20 protein-coding genes are annotated in these 15,398 nt (G+C 63.3%); 12 read left to right on the forward strand and 8 right to left on the reverse strand.

Going from position 1 to position 15,398, the window contains the following annotated elements:
- Positions 1 to 104: 104 nt before the first annotated feature.
- From aroQ to aat, 4 genes are read left to right on the forward strand one after another with little or no spacing between them, the layout of a single operon-like run.
- Positions 105 to 539, forward strand: coding sequence for a type II 3-dehydroquinate dehydratase (aroQ, locus tag LB572_RS12450; protein WP_224667893.1), 435 nt, complete (start codon positions 105 to 107; stop codon positions 537 to 539).
- 26 nt (positions 540 to 565) lie between these two features.
- Positions 566 to 1,030 (forward strand): acetyl-CoA carboxylase biotin carboxyl carrier protein, encoded by a 465-nt coding sequence (accB, locus tag LB572_RS12455; protein WP_224667894.1) that lies wholly within the window; start codon positions 566 to 568, stop codon positions 1,028 to 1,030.
- 18 nt (positions 1,031 to 1,048) lie between these two features.
- Positions 1,049 to 2,392: an acetyl-CoA carboxylase biotin carboxylase subunit gene (accC, locus tag LB572_RS12460; RefSeq protein WP_140808948.1), complete on the forward strand. Its 1,344-nt coding sequence runs from the start codon at positions 1,049 to 1,051 to the stop codon at positions 2,390 to 2,392.
- Between the two features lie 12 nt (positions 2,393 to 2,404).
- The gene (gene aat / locus LB572_RS12465) at positions 2,405 to 3,022 is read left to right on the forward strand and encodes a leucyl/phenylalanyl-tRNA--protein transferase (RefSeq protein WP_140808950.1); all 618 of its coding nucleotides are present in this window, start codon (positions 2,405 to 2,407) and stop codon (positions 3,020 to 3,022) included.
- Here aat and LB572_RS12470 read toward each other — a convergent pair.
- From LB572_RS12470 to LB572_RS12480, 3 genes are all read right to left on the reverse strand, one after another.
- Entirely contained in the window at positions 3,013 to 3,405 is a 393-nt protein-coding gene (locus tag LB572_RS12470; protein WP_224667895.1) for a hypothetical protein, read from the reverse strand. The genes aat and LB572_RS12470 overlap by 10 nt on opposite strands.
- Positions 3,406 to 3,464: 59 nt before the next feature.
- The gene (locus tag LB572_RS12475; protein WP_224667896.1) at positions 3,465 to 4,022 is read right to left on the reverse strand and encodes a DUF2155 domain-containing protein; all 558 of its coding nucleotides are present in this window, start codon (positions 4,020 to 4,022) and stop codon (positions 3,465 to 3,467) included.
- A gap of 135 nt (positions 4,023 to 4,157) precedes the next feature.
- Positions 4,158 to 4,556 carry an NADH:ubiquinone oxidoreductase subunit NDUFA12 gene (locus LB572_RS12480; protein WP_224667897.1) on the reverse strand — a complete coding sequence of 133 codons (399 nt, stop codon included), beginning with the start codon at positions 4,554 to 4,556 and terminating at the stop codon, positions 4,158 to 4,160.
- A 214-nt stretch (positions 4,557 to 4,770) separates the two neighbouring features.
- Between LB572_RS12480 and panB the strand changes: the two genes are divergently transcribed.
- From panB to LB572_RS12500, 4 genes are all read left to right on the forward strand, one after another.
- A complete protein-coding gene (panB, locus tag LB572_RS12485; protein ID WP_224667898.1) occupies positions 4,771 to 5,610 on the forward strand; it encodes a 3-methyl-2-oxobutanoate hydroxymethyltransferase in 840 nt (279 codons plus the stop codon).
- The gene (panC, locus tag LB572_RS12490) at positions 5,607 to 6,458 is read left to right on the forward strand and encodes a pantoate--beta-alanine ligase (protein WP_224667899.1); all 852 of its coding nucleotides are present in this window, start codon (positions 5,607 to 5,609) and stop codon (positions 6,456 to 6,458) included. Before panB ends, panC begins: the two co-directional genes overlap by 4 nt.
- A gap of 166 nt (positions 6,459 to 6,624) precedes the next feature.
- Positions 6,625 to 7,431, forward strand: coding sequence for a PAS domain-containing protein (locus LB572_RS12495; protein WP_224667900.1), 807 nt, complete (start codon positions 6,625 to 6,627; stop codon positions 7,429 to 7,431).
- A 39-nt stretch (positions 7,432 to 7,470) separates the two neighbouring features.
- Positions 7,471 to 7,791 (forward strand): LuxR C-terminal-related transcriptional regulator, encoded by a 321-nt coding sequence (locus LB572_RS12500; protein WP_224667901.1) that lies wholly within the window; start codon positions 7,471 to 7,473, stop codon positions 7,789 to 7,791.
- A 5-nt stretch (positions 7,792 to 7,796) separates the two neighbouring features.
- On the opposite strand, the gene LB572_RS12505 is transcribed toward LB572_RS12500, so the two are convergent.
- The 3 genes from LB572_RS12505 to gatB all read right to left on the reverse strand — a co-directional run bounded on the left by LB572_RS12505 (position 7,797) and on the right by gatB (position 10,650).
- Positions 7,797 to 8,495, reverse strand: coding sequence for an AIM24 family protein (locus LB572_RS12505; protein WP_140808975.1), 699 nt, complete (start codon positions 8,493 to 8,495; stop codon positions 7,797 to 7,799).
- A gap of 158 nt (positions 8,496 to 8,653) precedes the next feature.
- A complete protein-coding gene (locus tag LB572_RS12510) occupies positions 8,654 to 9,148 on the reverse strand; it encodes a GNAT family N-acetyltransferase (RefSeq protein WP_224667902.1) in 495 nt (164 codons plus the stop codon).
- 2 nt (positions 9,149 to 9,150) lie between these two features.
- The gene (gatB, locus tag LB572_RS12515; RefSeq protein ID WP_224667903.1) at positions 9,151 to 10,650 is read right to left on the reverse strand and encodes an Asp-tRNA(Asn)/Glu-tRNA(Gln) amidotransferase subunit GatB; all 1,500 of its coding nucleotides are present in this window, start codon (positions 10,648 to 10,650) and stop codon (positions 9,151 to 9,153) included.
- Between the two features lie 295 nt (positions 10,651 to 10,945).
- Between gatB and LB572_RS12520 the strand changes: the two genes are divergently transcribed.
- The gene (locus LB572_RS12520) at positions 10,946 to 11,203 is read left to right on the forward strand and encodes a YjhX family toxin (protein ID WP_224667904.1); all 258 of its coding nucleotides are present in this window, start codon (positions 10,946 to 10,948) and stop codon (positions 11,201 to 11,203) included.
- A 55-nt stretch (positions 11,204 to 11,258) separates the two neighbouring features.
- Here the strand turns inward: LB572_RS12520 and LB572_RS12525 are convergent, their stop codons facing one another.
- On the reverse strand, positions 11,259 to 11,690 hold the full coding sequence (locus LB572_RS12525) for a CBS domain-containing protein (RefSeq protein ID WP_140808971.1): 432 nt from the start codon (positions 11,688 to 11,690) through the stop codon (positions 11,259 to 11,261).
- A gap of 200 nt (positions 11,691 to 11,890) precedes the next feature.
- Positions 11,891 to 12,628, reverse strand: a complete 738-nt coding sequence (locus LB572_RS12530; protein ID WP_224667917.1) for a rhomboid family intramembrane serine protease — start codon at positions 12,626 to 12,628, stop codon at positions 11,891 to 11,893.
- 426 nt (positions 12,629 to 13,054) lie between these two features.
- Between LB572_RS12530 and LB572_RS12535 the strand changes: the two genes are divergently transcribed.
- The 3 genes from LB572_RS12535 (at position 13,055) to LB572_RS12545 (ending at position 15,329) form a co-directional block, all read left to right on the forward strand.
- A complete protein-coding gene (locus tag LB572_RS12535) occupies positions 13,055 to 13,693 on the forward strand; it encodes a PAS domain-containing protein (RefSeq protein ID WP_224667905.1) in 639 nt (212 codons plus the stop codon).
- A gap of 172 nt (positions 13,694 to 13,865) precedes the next feature.
- The gene (locus LB572_RS12540) at positions 13,866 to 14,483 is read left to right on the forward strand and encodes a PilZ domain-containing protein (RefSeq protein WP_140811402.1); all 618 of its coding nucleotides are present in this window, start codon (positions 13,866 to 13,868) and stop codon (positions 14,481 to 14,483) included.
- 240 nt (positions 14,484 to 14,723) lie between these two features.
- Entirely contained in the window at positions 14,724 to 15,329 is a 606-nt protein-coding gene (locus tag LB572_RS12545) for a transglutaminase-like cysteine peptidase (protein ID WP_224667906.1), read from the forward strand.
- Positions 15,330 to 15,398: the final 69 nt, after the last annotated feature.

Consider the following 15,398-nt stretch of genomic DNA (forward strand, 5'->3'; position numbering starts at 1 on the left):
GTGGACATCGCAAGAACGCACTTGCGCTCTTTTCGCGGGCGGCTATGCCCATTATAGAGGCCCAGTGCGCCGGCTTGGGGTCGGCGTAGAACAAGGTCGGCATATTGAAAACGATTTTCGTCCTCAACGGTCCCAATCTCAATGCGCTCGGCAAGCGCGAGCCGGGGATTTATGGCGGCAAGACGCTTGCCGCCATCGCCGAGGACTGCAAGGCGGCCGGCGCCGCGCTCGGACTCGAGATCGACTTTCGCCAGTCCAACCACGAGGGCGATCTGGTCGACTGGATCCAGGAAGGCGGTGAGAAGGCGGCAGGCATCGTCATCAACCCGGGGGCCTACAGCCACACCTCGATCGCCATCCACGACGCCATCCGCTCAATTGCGCCGCTGCCCGTCGCGGAAGTCCATCTTTCCAACATCCACGCGCGGGAGCCCTTCCGCCACGTCTCCATGGTCGCGCCGGTCGCTGTCGGCATGATCTGCGGGTTCGGGCCGCTCGGCTACAAGCTCGCGCTGCAGGCACTGGCGGCACGCCTGTGACCGGCCCCCAAACAGAAGGCTCGAAAATGTCGATAAAAAAGACCGGTGTTGACCAGCAGCTGATCCGCGACCTGGCGGGCATCCTGAACGACACCAATCTGACCGAGATCGAGGTAGAGCTCGGCGACCTCAAGGTGCGCGTGTCGCGCCAGGCACAGGCTGTGCATGCAGTGGCCGCACCGCTTACGGTTGCGGCCCCGGTAGCGGCCACTGCGTCTCAGGCCGTGGCGCCTGCGGCAGCGGCCGCCGACCTGTCCAAGAATGCCGTGCCCTCGCCGATGGTCGGCACCGCTTATCTGGCGCCCTCGCCCGATGCCAAGGCGTTCATCGAAGTCGGTCAGAAGGTGAAGGAAGGCCAGACGCTGCTCATCATCGAAGCAATGAAGACGATGAACCAGATCCCCTCGCCGCGCGCCGGCACTGTGACGGCGATCCTCATCGAGGACGCCCAGCCGGTCGAATACGGCATGCCGCTGGTGGTCCTCGAGTAGAGCCGGGACAGCCAAGAGATGTTCCAGAAAATCCTCATCGCCAATCGCGGCGAAATCGCTCTGAGGGTGCTGCGCGCCTGCAAGGAGCTCGGCATCCAGACCGTGGTGGTCCACTCGACCGCGGATTCCGACGCCATGCATGTGCGGCTTGCCGACGAGAGCGTCTGCATCGGCCCGCCGCCGTCGCGCGAGAGCTACCTCAACATCCACCAAATCGTCGCCGCCTGCGAGATCACGGGCGCCGATGCAGTGCATCCGGGCTACGGCTTCCTGTCGGAGAATGCCAAGTTTGCCGACATCCTCGCCGCCCACAACATCACCTTCATCGGCCCGTCGGGCGACCATATCCGCATCATGGGCGACAAGATCGAGGCCAAGCGCACGGCAAAGCGTCTCGGCATTCCGGTCGTGCCCGGATCCGACGGCGCGATCAACGATGAAAAGGAAGCCAAGCGCGTCGCCGCCGAGATCGGCTATCCGGTGATCATCAAGGCCTCGGCCGGCGGCGGCGGCCGCGGCATGAAGGTGGCGCATACCGAAGCGGATCTCGAGGTCGCGCTGCAGACCGCCAAGTCGGAAGCGGGCGCGGCCTTCGGCGACGACGCTGTCTATATCGAGAAATATCTGGAGAAGCCGCGCCATATCGAGGTGCAGGTGTTCGGCGACGGCGCCGGCCGCGGCGTGCATTTTGGCGAACGCGACTGCTCGCTGCAACGGCGCCACCAGAAGGTTTGGGAGGAAGCCAATTCGCCGGCGCTCAATGCCGAGGAACGTTCGCGCATCGGTGACATCTGCGCCAACGCGATCGCCGATCTCGGCTATTCGGGCGCCGGCACGATCGAATTCCTCTATGAGAATGGCGAGTTCTATTTCATCGAGATGAACACGCGTCTTCAGGTCGAGCATCCGGTGACCGAAGCGATCACCGGCATCGACCTCGTGCATGAGCAGATCCGTGTCGCCTCGGGCGGCGGGCTGTCGGTCAGGCAGGAAGACATCAAGTTCAACGGCCATGCCATCGAGTGCCGGATCAACGCCGAGGATCCCCGCACCTTCGTGCCCTCGCCCGGCACGATCACGCATTTCCACACGCCCGGCGGCCTCGGCATCCGCGTCGATTCCGGCGTCTATTCCGGCTACAAGATCCCGCCCTATTACGACAGCCTGATCGGCAAGCTGATCGTGCATGGCCGCAACCGCGTCGAATGCATGATGCGGCTGCGCCGCGCACTCGACGAATTCGTCGTCGACGGCATCAAGACGACACTGCCGCTGTTCCGTGATCTTGTCGGCAATCCCGACATCGCCAATGGCGACTACGACATCCACTGGCTGGAAAAATACCTGGCCAAGGGTGAATAGCACGGGGATGCGATGACCCGCCCATACGCGCCCGGCTATCGCATCCCGACCGACCTGCTGCTCCGGGCCTACGCCTCGGGCGTCTTCCCGATGGCCGAGAGCGCCAACGACCCGGAGGTGTTCTGGGTGCGACCGGAGACGCGCGGCATCATTCCGCTGGACGGGTTCCACACGCCGCGCAGCCTCAAGAAGACGATCCGCAGGCATCCGTTCGAGATCCGCTACGACTTCGATTTCGAGGCGACCATCGACGGCTGCGCCGAAAAGCGTGAGGAGCGCCGCTCGACCTGGATCAACGCACCGATCCGCGAAGCCTATGTCGAGCTCTATCGCCTGGGCCATTGCCATTCGGTAGAGGCGTGGCGCGAGGACCGGCTGGTCGGTGGCCTCTACGGTGTCTCGCTCGGGCGCGTGTTCTTCGGCGAAAGCATGTTCGCAAGGGAGACCGACGCGTCGAAAACCTGCCTTTACCACCTCGTCGAACGACTGAAGGCGCGCGGCTTCGCGCTGCTCGACACGCAGTTCACCACTGAGCATTTGAAGCGCTTCGGCGCCGTCGACGTGCCGCGCGGCCAGTATGAAAAGCTGCTCGCCGAGGCGCTGAAGGGCGAGGCTGCCTTCTATCCTTGAGCTTGCGATGCCGCCTCGATCGGCGTTTGCGAATGGAACATCATCTTCCAGCCGTCGGCGCGATGGACATAGCCGGTGCTGACCAGCGCCGCATACGGCTCGCCATTTTCCCGCGTGGCCCGCGCTTCGTAAGTGAGCATGACGATATCGCTGCCCGGCTCGACCATGCCCTTCAGCTTGATGTCGAGGTTACGCCACTTGTTGGGCGTGGAGGCGGTCTTGGCGAGAGCGGCATTGGTCATCGCTTGCGCCATCTGGGGGAACGCCACCAGGCACTCCACGTCGGCATTGGCTTCATAGTAAGCGGAATCGCCTGACCAAAAGCCCTTCTCGATGTCGAGAAGCTCCTGCTTGTTGGCGGTGATCGTTTTCGTGACAGTCATCGCGGAATCCTCCTCGCCCTGCCGAATTTGAACGGCCAAAGGGCGGGCAGGTTCCGAGATCAGTTGGTGTTGGAGGGCTCGTCGTCAGCCGGTTCGGACGCGGCGTCGGCAGGTTGCGCCGGAGCCTTGGGCTTGGCGGCCTGGGTCTTCGGCTTGGCGGTGTCGGCCTTGGCCGCGGTCGGCGGCGGCACGTCGGACTTCTGCTTGCAGCCTTTCAGCCAGACGTCATAGACGGCGTGCTCGACGGCATTGAGGCCGGGGCTTTCGGCAAACATCCAGCCGGTGAAGATGCGGCGAATCTTGCGGTCGAGCGTGATCTCGTCCACTTCGACGAAGGAATCGGTCTTCGGCTGCTCCGTATCCGGCCGCGAATAGCAGACGCGAGGCGTCACCTGCAAAGCGCCGAACTGCACGGTCTCGTCGACATAGACGTCGAAGGTGATGATGCGGCCGGTGATCTTGTCGATGCCGGCGAACTCGGCCACCGGATTGGTGATGCGGTCGGAGGCCGCAGGCGCCGGAGCCGGCGCCTGCGCGGCGGCGAAGGCTGCCGTCGAAGCAGCCAGAATCGACGTCGCCGCGATCAGCGCCCTTGAAGTATGGCCGAAAGAGCTCATGCAAAATACCGGTGGTTGCGCCCGGGTGATTCTCTCAACGCCCAAGGCTAGTCATGGCTGCGCAGTCAGCAAGCAGCTAAATGCCAATTGTGGCGATAAAGGACCGAAGCAGCGCCTGAGATTGCGAACCGGGTACTACGATCCGGGCGTCCAGGCGTCGTAATCGCCGGTCACCTGCGGACGGTGCTGGTTGGTCAGGATCGAGCCCTTCGGCCGATAGGCCGACGGCGTTCCGGTCGAATTCGCCTGATGCGGCTTTTGCCATTCGCGCGGCTTGTAGCCTTCACTCGAGGGAGCGGTGTCGACGCGGTGGTGGATCCAGCCATGCCAGCCAGGCGGGATCTTCGAAGCTTCCGAATAATCGCGATAGATGACCCAGCGGCGCGTGCGACCTTCCGAATCGACGCCGCCTTCATAATAGACGTTGCCGGCTTCGTCCTGGCCGACCCGCTTGCCGAAGCGCCAGGTGTGGAAGCGGGTGCCGAGCGTCTGGCTGTTCCACCAGGTGAAGAACTGCAGCAGGAAAGTTTTCATCCAAATCCTCGCGGCGGCAGCGGCTCCTGCCTTTCCCCTGCTTATGGCGTCACGCCACAGCGAAGGCAAGGGTTTTGCCATGCCCTGAACGTAAATGCTTCGTGCGCTAAATCGATGCACCGCCAACGCCTGCGACAGCGCCGCTTGCCAACCGCCCCTTGTCTTTCTAAAGCTCGGCCCGCTCACTTCAGACGCGCCTTGAGGGAGGTGACGATTGACCCGGGATCCGTCCGCCGACAGCCGGATCAGCGCCGAAGACATTCGCGGCCGCAAGGGCGGCGTGCCGATCGTCTGCCTTACCGCCTACACCTACCCCGTCGCACGCCTGCTCGACCCGCATGTCGACCTGCTGCTGGTCGGCGACAGCGTCGCCATGGTCCTGCATGGCCACGCCACCACGCTCGGCGCCTCGATGGAGATGATGATCGCGCACGGGCAGGCCGTGATGCGCGGCTCGGCCAAGGCCTGCGTCGTGGTCGACATGCCGGCCGGCAGCTATGAGGCCTCCCCGGTGCAGGCCGTGGCCTCGGCGAAGCGCATTGTCGAGGAAACGGGCTGCCAGGCCGTGAAGCTCGAAGGCGGTGTCAACATGGCTTCGCGGATCGCGGCGATCGTCACCGAAGGAATACCGGTCATGGGTCATATCGGCTTGCAGCCGCAATCGGTCGAGAAGGACGGCGGCTACAAGATCAAGGGCCGGACGCAGGACAACATCGCTGCCCTGTTCCGCGATGCCGAAGCGGTGGAAGAAGCCGGCGCCTTCTCGGTCGTCATCGAGGGCACGATGGAGGTCGTGGCCGCGAAGCTCACCCGTCATATTTCCATACCGACCATCGGCATCGGCGCCAGCGCCGACTGCGACGGCCAGATCCTGGTGGTCGACGACATGGTCGGCATGACCGTCGACCGCGTGCCGAAATTCGTCAAGGAATATGCAGACTTGCGCGGCGTGATAGGCGATGCGGCGGCGCGCTACGCCGCCGAGGTGCGCAGCCGCGTCTTCCCCGGCCCCGACCACGTCTTCACGACGGCTTCCGGCAAGGACAAGACATGAACGCTCCAATCGTCGTCGACAGCGTCGCCGCCCTTCGCGCGCAGGTCCGGGACTGGCGGCAGGCCGGCCTCAAGGTCGCCATGGTGCCGACGATGGGCGCGCTGCATGACGGCCACATTTCTCTGGTCAGGGTCGCGCTTGAACGGGCCGAGCGTTGCGTCGTGTCGATCTTCGTCAATCCGACGCAGTTCGCGCCGACGGAAGACCTCGACAAATATCCGCGCCAGCTGGCGCGCGATCTCGACCGGCTGCGGGATGCCGGCGCGCATCTCGCTTTCACGCCAGGCGTGAGCGAAATGTACCCCTCTGGCTTCGCCACGAAAATCTCGGTCGGCGGCCCCTCCCGCGGCCTGGAAACCGACTTCAGGCCGAGCTTCTTCGACGGCGTCGCGACCGTGGTGGCCAAGCTCTTCCTGCAGGCGGCGCCCGATTGCGCCGTGTTCGGCGAGAAGGACTACCAGCAGCTTTGCGTCGTCCGACAGCTCTGCCGCGATCTCGACCTGCCCGTCGAGATCGTCGGCGCACCGACCGTGCGCGAGGCCGATGGCCTCGCCATGTCGTCGCGCAACGCCTATCTGGGCGAGGCCGAGCTCGACATCGCGCGCAAGCTCAATTTGATCCTGCGCCGCACGGCGGCAGCACTTTCCGCCGGCGCTGATGAGGTCACCGCCACCGAAGATGCCGCAAAGGCGCTTGTCTCAGCAGGCTTTCGGAAGGTCGACTATGTCGCCGCCCGCGCGAGCGTCACGCTCGGCCCCTGGCAGCGAGACCACGACGGCCGTCTGCTCGCGGCAGCCTGGCTCGGCGCGACGCGACTGATCGACAATGTCGAAGTTCCCTGCACCTGAGCTATCCCTGCCGATCGGTGGGAGCACCGGTGCAACCGCGCCACAGCCAAAGACCGCGTGATACAATTCACAGACGCAAAGCGTGCCTGACGGTTGTGTGCGACCTTACGCGAAGGTATTGTGGAACCTGACACTGCGTCAGCTCAATGGCGGCACGAGAAGGCCCATGTCAGCACTCACGATCAATCGCGCACTGCCGCAGATCGTCGAGGCAATCTACGATTCGATCGCCGATCTCGATCGCTGGCGGCCGACGCTCGAAGCCATATGCCGCGTGGCCATAGGTCAATTGGCGATGCTGGCGGTGGTCGACACGGCCGCGAATGCCGCGCGTTTTTCGATCTCCTGCGGCGACCCTGCCCTGCTCGAGCCATTGCAGCGCGACTACGGCGCGGACGTGCCGTTCTTCACCGCCGTGCCCAGAATGGAGATCGACCAGCCATTCACGGTCGACAGCTTCTACGCGCTGCAAGGTCCCGATGCCCGGCAGAACTGGATCGAAAGCCGCATCGTGCGCGAATGGGTCGAGCCGAACCGGCTGGACGATTTCTTGTGGGTCGCCCTGATGAAGCAGCCAAGCCGCATCGGAACCTTGATGGTGGTGACGGACAAGGACCGGCGCCAGATCACCGGCGAGGATCTGGAGCTGATGTCCCAGCTCGCGCCGCATGTGCGCCGCGCGGTCACCATCGGCGACCTTTTCGAGGCGGAACGACGCAAGGCGGAAATCTTCCGGTCGATCCTCGAAAGCCTCGACCATCCGGTGCTGATCGTCGCCGACGACATGCAGGTCATCTTTGCCAATCCCGCCGCCGAGGCGCTGCTCGCCGACAGCGGCTCCGTTTCGTGTGTGCGCGGTCAGCTCTCCTTCGCCTATGCGGCGGCCAATGCCGCGATCGGCTGCGCCGTGCAGCTGGGCATGCGCGACGAATTCGCGCTTGGCCCGGCCGGCATCAACATCCCCATTGTCTAGGCCGCCGTGCCCTCAGTTGCCCCAGCGGTCGCTCATGTCATGCCGCTGGCACGGCGGGAAATCTCGGCCCGTATCTCGCAGCGCGCCGCCGCCGCGATCTTCATCGCGCCGGCGGGCGCATCGCCGATGCCGGCGATCGAGACGATCGCAGCGCTGTTTGGATTGACCGCCGCGGAAAAGCGCGTTGCCGGTCATGTCGCGGCCGGCCTGACGCGCCGCGAGATCGCCGCGGCCGGCGGCGTCTCGGATGGGACGGTCAAGTCGCAACTGGCCACCATCTTCGATAAGACCGGCGCTGGCGACCAGCGCGAACTCCAGCTTTTGATCCGCGAGTTGTCGCCGCCGCTGCGCTCCACCTGATCGCGTTACTCTTCCGACGGCATATGGAGATACATCGACTGGATGCCGACTCGGCCCGGCCCGGTGAAGCGATTGACGACGAAATTCATGGCGGCGCCGAAGAAGCCGCTGGAAAGCCGGTCGATCCTCGTATCCATCTTCACCGAAGCGTCCTTGAACAGCCAACCGCCCGGCTCGACGTCAATGGTTTCACCGGGCGCCAGCACCTTCTCGAAGACATTGCCGTAGCCGTGCAGCCAGACGATGCCGTCGCCCGTCTCGCCGCGGAAGCGGTCGATGAAGAAGCCACTCTGGCCGAACAGCATCGTTCCCAGCCCGCGCACCCGCTCGAAGGTGTAGTCGACACTGGCGGTCGCGGCCAGGAACTGGTGCTCGCGCACCTGAATCTCCTCGCCGCGCCGGAGATGGATCGGCACGATATGGCCCGGTCCGTCGCGGCTGAACGCGATGACGCCCGGCCCGGACGCCTCGGTGACGAATATCTGCATGCCGGCGATCATGCGCTTCAGCGCGCCCTTCAGCGACTTCAGGCCGATGGCGATGGTGGTGTTCTTCCAGAGCAGGATGTGGTGCTCGAAATAGACCGGCATGTTGGTCACATCGACCGACAGCACGGGCACCAGTTCTCCGGCAACGTGATAGGTCACGCCGCCAAACGTCTCATCCGACACTTCGGTCGGCATCAATTCCGGCAGGCTCGGCATGGCAACCCCCCTCATCACCGTGCCGCCGGTCGACCGGGCTTGTCGCAGGCGCGTCGGCTGTCGCAGCATTGCCGCCGGGCTTCAGGCCGTCAAATGAAAGGGTGGCGTGGGGCGCACCGCTCGCAACAACGTGAAGCGCTTGCGGCGGCGTCGAGCGATCAGGCGATCAGCGGCCGCTCGAGCAGCAGCGACGCGATGCCTGACTGCGCAGGCCCGTCATTGTCGGCGCGGCCGACCTGGACGAAACCGTTCGCCGTGTAGAAAGCGACGGCGCGACTGTTTGCTTCCGCCACCTCGACGCGCACGGCGCGGGCTTCGGGGAAGCTCTCCATTACTTCGTCAAGCAACATGCCGCCGATCCCCCGACCCTGCAGGTCCGGCGCGACATGAAGCTGCTCCAGATCGACCACGGCGCCCTGGTCTGCGCTTTCGGCATAGGCGACGCCGCCGATGCGCTTGCCATCGTCGGCGACGAGGAACTCTGCGTCCGGGCGCTCGATGCGCGCTTTCAGCTTTTCCGGCGAACACCAAAGCGCGATGGTTCGATCGATCCGCTCGGCGCCATAGATGGCGTCGTAGGTCGCATGCCAGGTCTCGGCCAGCAGCGCCCGGATAGCGGCAATATCACGGTCGCTCGCGGTGCGGACAAACACCGTTATTCGATGCCGAGCTTGGCCTTGACGAGATCGTTGACCGCCTGCGGGTTGGCCTTGCCGCCGGTCGCCTTCATCACTTGGCCGACGAACCAGCCGGCCATGGTCGGCTTGGCGCGCGCCTGCTCGGCCTTGTCCGGGTTGGCGGCGATCACCTCGTCGACGGCCTTCTCGATGGCGCCTGTGTCGGTGACCTGCTTCATGCCGCGGCTCTCGACGAGCTGGCGCGGATCGCCGCCCTCGTTCCAGACGATCTCGAACAGGTCCTTGGCGATCTTGCCGGAAATGGTGCCTTCCTTGATAAGGTCGAGAACAGCGCCGATCTGCTCGGGCGAAACCGGAGCATTTTCAATATCCTTGCCGGCTTTGTTCAATTGGCCCAGCAGATCGTTGATGACCCAATTGGCGGCGAGCTTGCCGTCGCGCCCAGCTGCCACCTTCTCGAAATAATCAGCGATCGGCTTTTCCGAAACCAGCACCGAGGCGTCGTAGGCCGAGAGGCCGAGCACATTGACCAGCCGCGCCTTCTTGTCATCGGGCAGCTCCGGCAGGCCCTTGGCGAGCGCGTCGACATAGGCCTGGTCGAACTCCAGCGGCAAAAGGTCGGGATCCGGGAAGTAGCGATAGTCATGCGCTTCTTCCTTGGAGCGCATCGAGCGCGTTTCACCTTTGACGGCGTCGAACAGGCGGGTCTCCTGATCGATCTTGCCGCCGTCTTCCAGGATGGCGATCTGCCGGCGCGCCTCGTATTCGATGGCCTGGCCGATGAAGCGGATCGAGTTCATGTTCTTGATCTCGCAGCGCGTGCCGAACTCGCCGCCCGGACGGCGTACCGAGACGTTGACGTCGGCGCGCAGCGAGCCTTCGTCCATGTTGCCGTCGCAGGTGCCGAGATAGCGCATGATCGAGCGCAGCTTCGTCACATACGCCTTGGCCTCGTCGGCCGAGCGGATGTCGGGCTTGGAGACGATCTCCATCAACGCCACGCCGGACCGGTTGAGATCGACATAGGACATGGTCGGGTGCTGGTCATGCATCGACTTGCCGGCATCCTGTTCCAGATGCAGGCGCTCGATGCCGACCTCGATATCCTCGAACTCGCCCTGGCGGTCGGGACCGACGGAGACGATCACCTTGCCCTCGCCGACGATCGGCTGCTTGAACTGCGATATCTGATAGCCCTGCGGCAGGTCCGGATAGAAATAATTCTTCCGGTCGAAGACCGACTTGTGGTTGATCGCGGCCTTGAGGCCCAGCCCGGTGCGGATCGCCTGCTTGACGCATTCCTCGTTGATGACCGGCAGCATGCCGGGCATCGCCGCGTCGACCAGGCTGACATTGGCGTTGGGCGCGGCGCCGAACGAGGTCGAGGCGCCGGAGAAGAGCTTGGCTTCCGAGATCACTTGCGCATGCACTTCGAGCCCGATGATGATCTCCCAGTCGCCGGTGGCGCCGGGGATCAGACGTTTCGCGTCGGGGGTGCGGGTGTCGATGATGCTCATGATCTGCCGTAAGTTCCAGAATGAGTGCGCAGAATATCTGCGCCTCGAAAGGGTATAAATCGTACCGCTTCGCTAGTCCAAACCGCCTTGCGAGACAAGCGCAAAGCCGCGCACTGGCCTTCTTCGCCGCTTTCGCCTACAGGACGCCCATCCCAATGGAGAGTGGATGTCCACTTACGCTCAGTCCCGGTGAAGCCCTGACCTCCTAGCCGAGGCAGGGCAGAAAAACCTGAAAACCCCGTGCCGCGATGTCTCGCGGCGGCGGCTTTTGTTGTTTTTCCTGGGAAATTCTCCAATGGACATATCGCGCAACGAACAGCGCATCCTGCACCTGCTCGCGCAGGGCGGGCGTATCGAAATCGAAAAGAACGAGAGCAGGAAGATCGCCGCGGTCCGGTGCCTGACCCGCGACGGCTGGCGCTATCCGGGCTTCGACCTGGAGCTCTTTCGAAAACTGAGGCGGAAGAAGGCCGTCTCATCGGCGGATGGCGGGCCTTACCGCATCACCCGGCGCGGGCTCCAACTCGTCCGCGCCGAGCTCGACAACCGATAGAACGCGCCACATGCCGCCGGCTGGAAACAGCCGGCGGTTTCCTCGCCCTGCCTGCTCAGGCTGTGGCGATGTAGGCCTTCATCTCTTCGGCTTCGCGCTCGACATCTTCGATGCGGCGCTTGACCACGTCGCCGATCGAAACGATGCCGTCGAGCAGGCCGGCCTTTTCCACCGGCAGATGGCGGAAGCGGCCACGCGTCATGATCTCCATGACCTCGTTGACCGTGTGGTTTTCGTTGCAGATCTTGACCTTCGGGGTCATTGCCGAGCGCACGGCGACGTCGAGAGCGGCGGCGCCCTCCTTGGCCACCACCCTGACGATATCGCGTTCCGAGAGAATGCCGACGATCTTGCGATCGCCATTGGTGATGACGAGCGCGCCGATCCTGTGCTCGGCCAGCATGCGAATGGCCTCGCTGAGTTTCTCATTGGGCCCGAGCGTGAACACGTCATGGCCCTTGCTTTCAAGAATTGCCTTAACCGTCATGGCGTCCTCCACTGCCGTTGACACCGGCCCCCGCCCCGACCGGCTTTCAGCCCCAACATGGTGCGCCGTGATTGGTTGCATTTCAAGTGCGCCTAAGGACTAGTGCGTTTCACCGTTTCACGGAAACGGCGAACCGCACTATCTCTTTGTTTCTACGCAATTCCGGACGGAAAACTGCTCACACTTTTCCTGGAATTGCTTTAGGCGGCAGCCGTCGGGCGGTCGAAGAAACGCAGTCCGAAAAAGCCGGCGATGAAGCCACCGATATGGGCTTCCCAGGCGATCTGGCCGTCGATCCCCGGCGCGAAGCCAAGCAGGCCGGTGGCCAGATTGATGACCATCCAGACACCGAGAAAAGTCATGACTCCGCGCGAGCGCAGGACGATGCCGATCGACAAGGGCTCGCCGGCGAAAGCCGCCTTGCCCGACGAGCGGTCGATACTGAACCCATAGCGCGCCGCGGCGCCCATCATGCCGGAAATCGCACCCGATGCACCGACGAGCGGCGCCTCGCCATAGGGATGCAGCGCCCAGAACAGGACAACCGAGGCCAGCCCGGTCACGGCGTAGAATACAGCGAAACGCAGCGTGCCAAGACGATTGGCGAGCGGGGAGCCGAAGGCTGCGAGCCAGATCATGTTGATGGCAATATGGGCAACGCCCCCATGCATGAACGCATAGGTGAACGGCCGTGTGAACAGGAACCAGTCGAAGCCGTATTGGCCGGTGTACAGCACCGGAATGAAGGCACCGTCGTAGAGCAGCGTCATTTGCTGCGTTTCGTTCAGACCGTATTGCTGCAGCAGATAGACGGCCGCGCATATGCCGATCACGGCGAGCACCACAGGCGGCAAGTTGAACACGGGTTCGCGACGCCGCGGCTCTGGAGCCTCATCCGGCAGCGGTTCGTTTTCAGTCGGGCTTACAGGCTCGCTCATGCGCTCTTTGCGGGTCTCGGACTTTGGGTTTCGGCGAGCATGTAGATCACGCCATTTCGAATCACAAACGGCTAATCGCCACAGCGCCTGCATGGAAACGGGACGAATCAGAGCAGGAACGAATCAAAAAGAAGGCCGTCCAGGATTTCCCTGAACGGCCGGTCGAGTCCCCTGCTCCCCATAAACTCGTGACTGAAGTGCTGCCGATCGCTGCTGAGACGACCGTTTTGGAGTGGTTTTGGTGTGCCACGGGCCCCGGCGGCGCGCAACGTAAACCACTTGTTAACCTTAACAGCCCCGAGGCGTGAACAAACGTTAACGATACTGGCACGCATCCTGCTCCGCACCGCATGAAGGTCATCGGAGGGCGCCCTGTCTGTTCGCCGATGGGACATCAAAAGACAGATTGTGCGGAGCGGAATGGTCATGAAAGAAAAAGGATCGATCGCACTGTTCCAATATTGGAACCAGCTGCGTGATGGTCGCCTCGCCCCGAAGCGATCGGAGGTGGAGCCGGCGGACATCAAGTTGCTTCTGGCCGACACCTTCATCCTCGAGCGCGACACGCGCGGCGAAGCCGTGTTCCGGCTGGCCGGCACAAGGCTCTGCGCCTATTACGGCCGGGAGCTCAAGGGCTTCTCCTTTCCCTCGCTCTGGCGTGAGAAGGACCAGCGGCTGGTGTCGCGGCTCATGCAGGGCGTTTTCGAGCAGAAATCGGTCCTGCTCATGACCTTCGAGGGGTTCAGCCGCAACGGCCGTTCCAACAAATTCGAACTCCTGGCGCTGCCGTTGGACGGCGGCGCCGAGAACCAGCGCTGCCTCGGCATCATCGCCACCACCGACAAGCCATTCTGGCTGGGCGCCGACCCGCTCGCCGACGCGCTTATCGACACGATCCGGGTGATAGATCCCGAGAAGGAACCGATGTTCCTGAAGAACCGGCCGGCGATCGACGTTCCTTCGCTCGTTCCAGCCGAATTCGATCCTCCGGAGACCATTTCGGCGCTCGGCCGCGTGCGCCGCATCCGCCATCTCGTCGTCCTCGATGGCGGTCGTCACGAATGAACCCGACCGCGAGTGTTTCTTGTCTCGCTCACGGTTAATTTTTCCGGCGGAATCGACCTCCAAGCGTTGGCATTCGCGGCCGATTTTTCCCGTTTGTTAACCTGCTTTGCTGTAGTTTTTGGGGGAAATTCCTCGCATCGTCGCGCGGAATGCCAACGGGGTGTAGGCAGTCATGAGGTCAGCGGCGGTAGAATATGCGCCGTCACGAGCTGAACGGCGCAACTTTCAGCGTGTCCGCGTCAAGATTTACGGGCGCTTCATGCTTGAAGACCGCACCGAGCATCCATGCCAGGTGATCGATATGTCGCCCGGCAACGTTGCGTTGCGTACCGAGCGCATCGGCATGCCGGGCGAAAAGGTCATCGCCTATATCGACCATATCGGTCGTGTCGAAGGCATCGTGACGCGCACTTCGCAGGACGGTTTCGCCATGACCGTCATCGCCTCGGATCGCAAGAAGGACAAGCTTGCCGCGCAGCTCACCTGGCTTGCCAACAAGCATGAGCTCGACCTGCCCGAGGATCGCCGCCACGAGCGCGTGGCGCCGCGCAACCCGATGAGCGTCCTGCAGCTCACCGACGGGCGCCAGTATCAGTGCCGCATCATCGACCTGTCGCTGTCGGGCGCTGCAATCGAGATCGACGTCAAGCCGGCGATCGGCGTCCAGGTCACGCTAGGCACGATGCGCGGCCAGGTGGTGCGCCATTTCGAGGACGGCGTCGCCATCGAGTTCGCTGTCATCCAGCGGCCCGAAACGCTCGACCAGGAATTCAACGCATCGCGCTCCTGACACGGGGCACGCCGCAAGTGAAGCAAACCGGCCCTCGGCGGCCGGTTTTTTGTTGCCCGGTTTTGGCCCGGACGCAGGCCGCCGGAGCCGTTGGAACTTCACAAATCTGAGCAATCCAAGATCGCGATAGTTCAAATTTTATGTTTATTCTACTGGCGTTTTACTCAATATCTACTTCGGGTTTTTGCGTCAAATAAATCCCAACGTGGCACAGTCTCCTCAAACGGGGAGACTACAACAATGAAAAAGACGAGGGGCAAGCTGTTGCTCTTGGCAATGGCGATGCAGCTTTCCGCGTGGGGCACGGCAAGCGCAGGACCAGCTTTCATGCATACGGGTGGCCGCACCACCCAGCCGGTCGGTCACTATGATTTCTGTCAGCGCATCCCGGCCGAATGCAACGAGCGGACGCCGAAGGGTCCGCCGGTCGAGCTGACGCGCAAGCTTTGGGCGACGATCGTCAACGTCAACAATTCGGTCAACGTCCGCGTCAAGCCGCGCACGGACATGGAGAACTACGGCGTCGAGGAATACTGGGCCTATCCGGACAACGGCTATGGCGACTGCGAGGACTACGGACTGGAGAAGCGCCGCGAGCTGATGGCCGTCGGTGTCCCCGCCGGCGACCTGCTGATGACGGTGGTGCGTCAGCCGAACGGCGACGGCCATGCGGTGTTGACGGTGCGCACCAGCCTCGGCGAGTTCATCCTCGACAACCTCGAGCCGAAAGTGCTCGCCTGGAACGACACGGTCTACACCTACCTCAAGCGTCAATCGACCGAGAATTCGGGCGTTTGGGTCACCATCAACGACGGCCGCGACGCCGCCGTAGCCAGCGTCCGCTAAGGCGCCAAAGCGATTAGCTACGTCGTGCTCGCGCGACGTGCTTAGGGGAAAGCCCGGTCGAGTCCCCAC

The organism is Mesorhizobium sp. BH1-1-5 (assembly GCF_020165615.1).
In the GTDB taxonomy this organism is placed as follows: domain Bacteria; phylum Pseudomonadota; class Alphaproteobacteria; order Rhizobiales; family Rhizobiaceae; genus Mesorhizobium.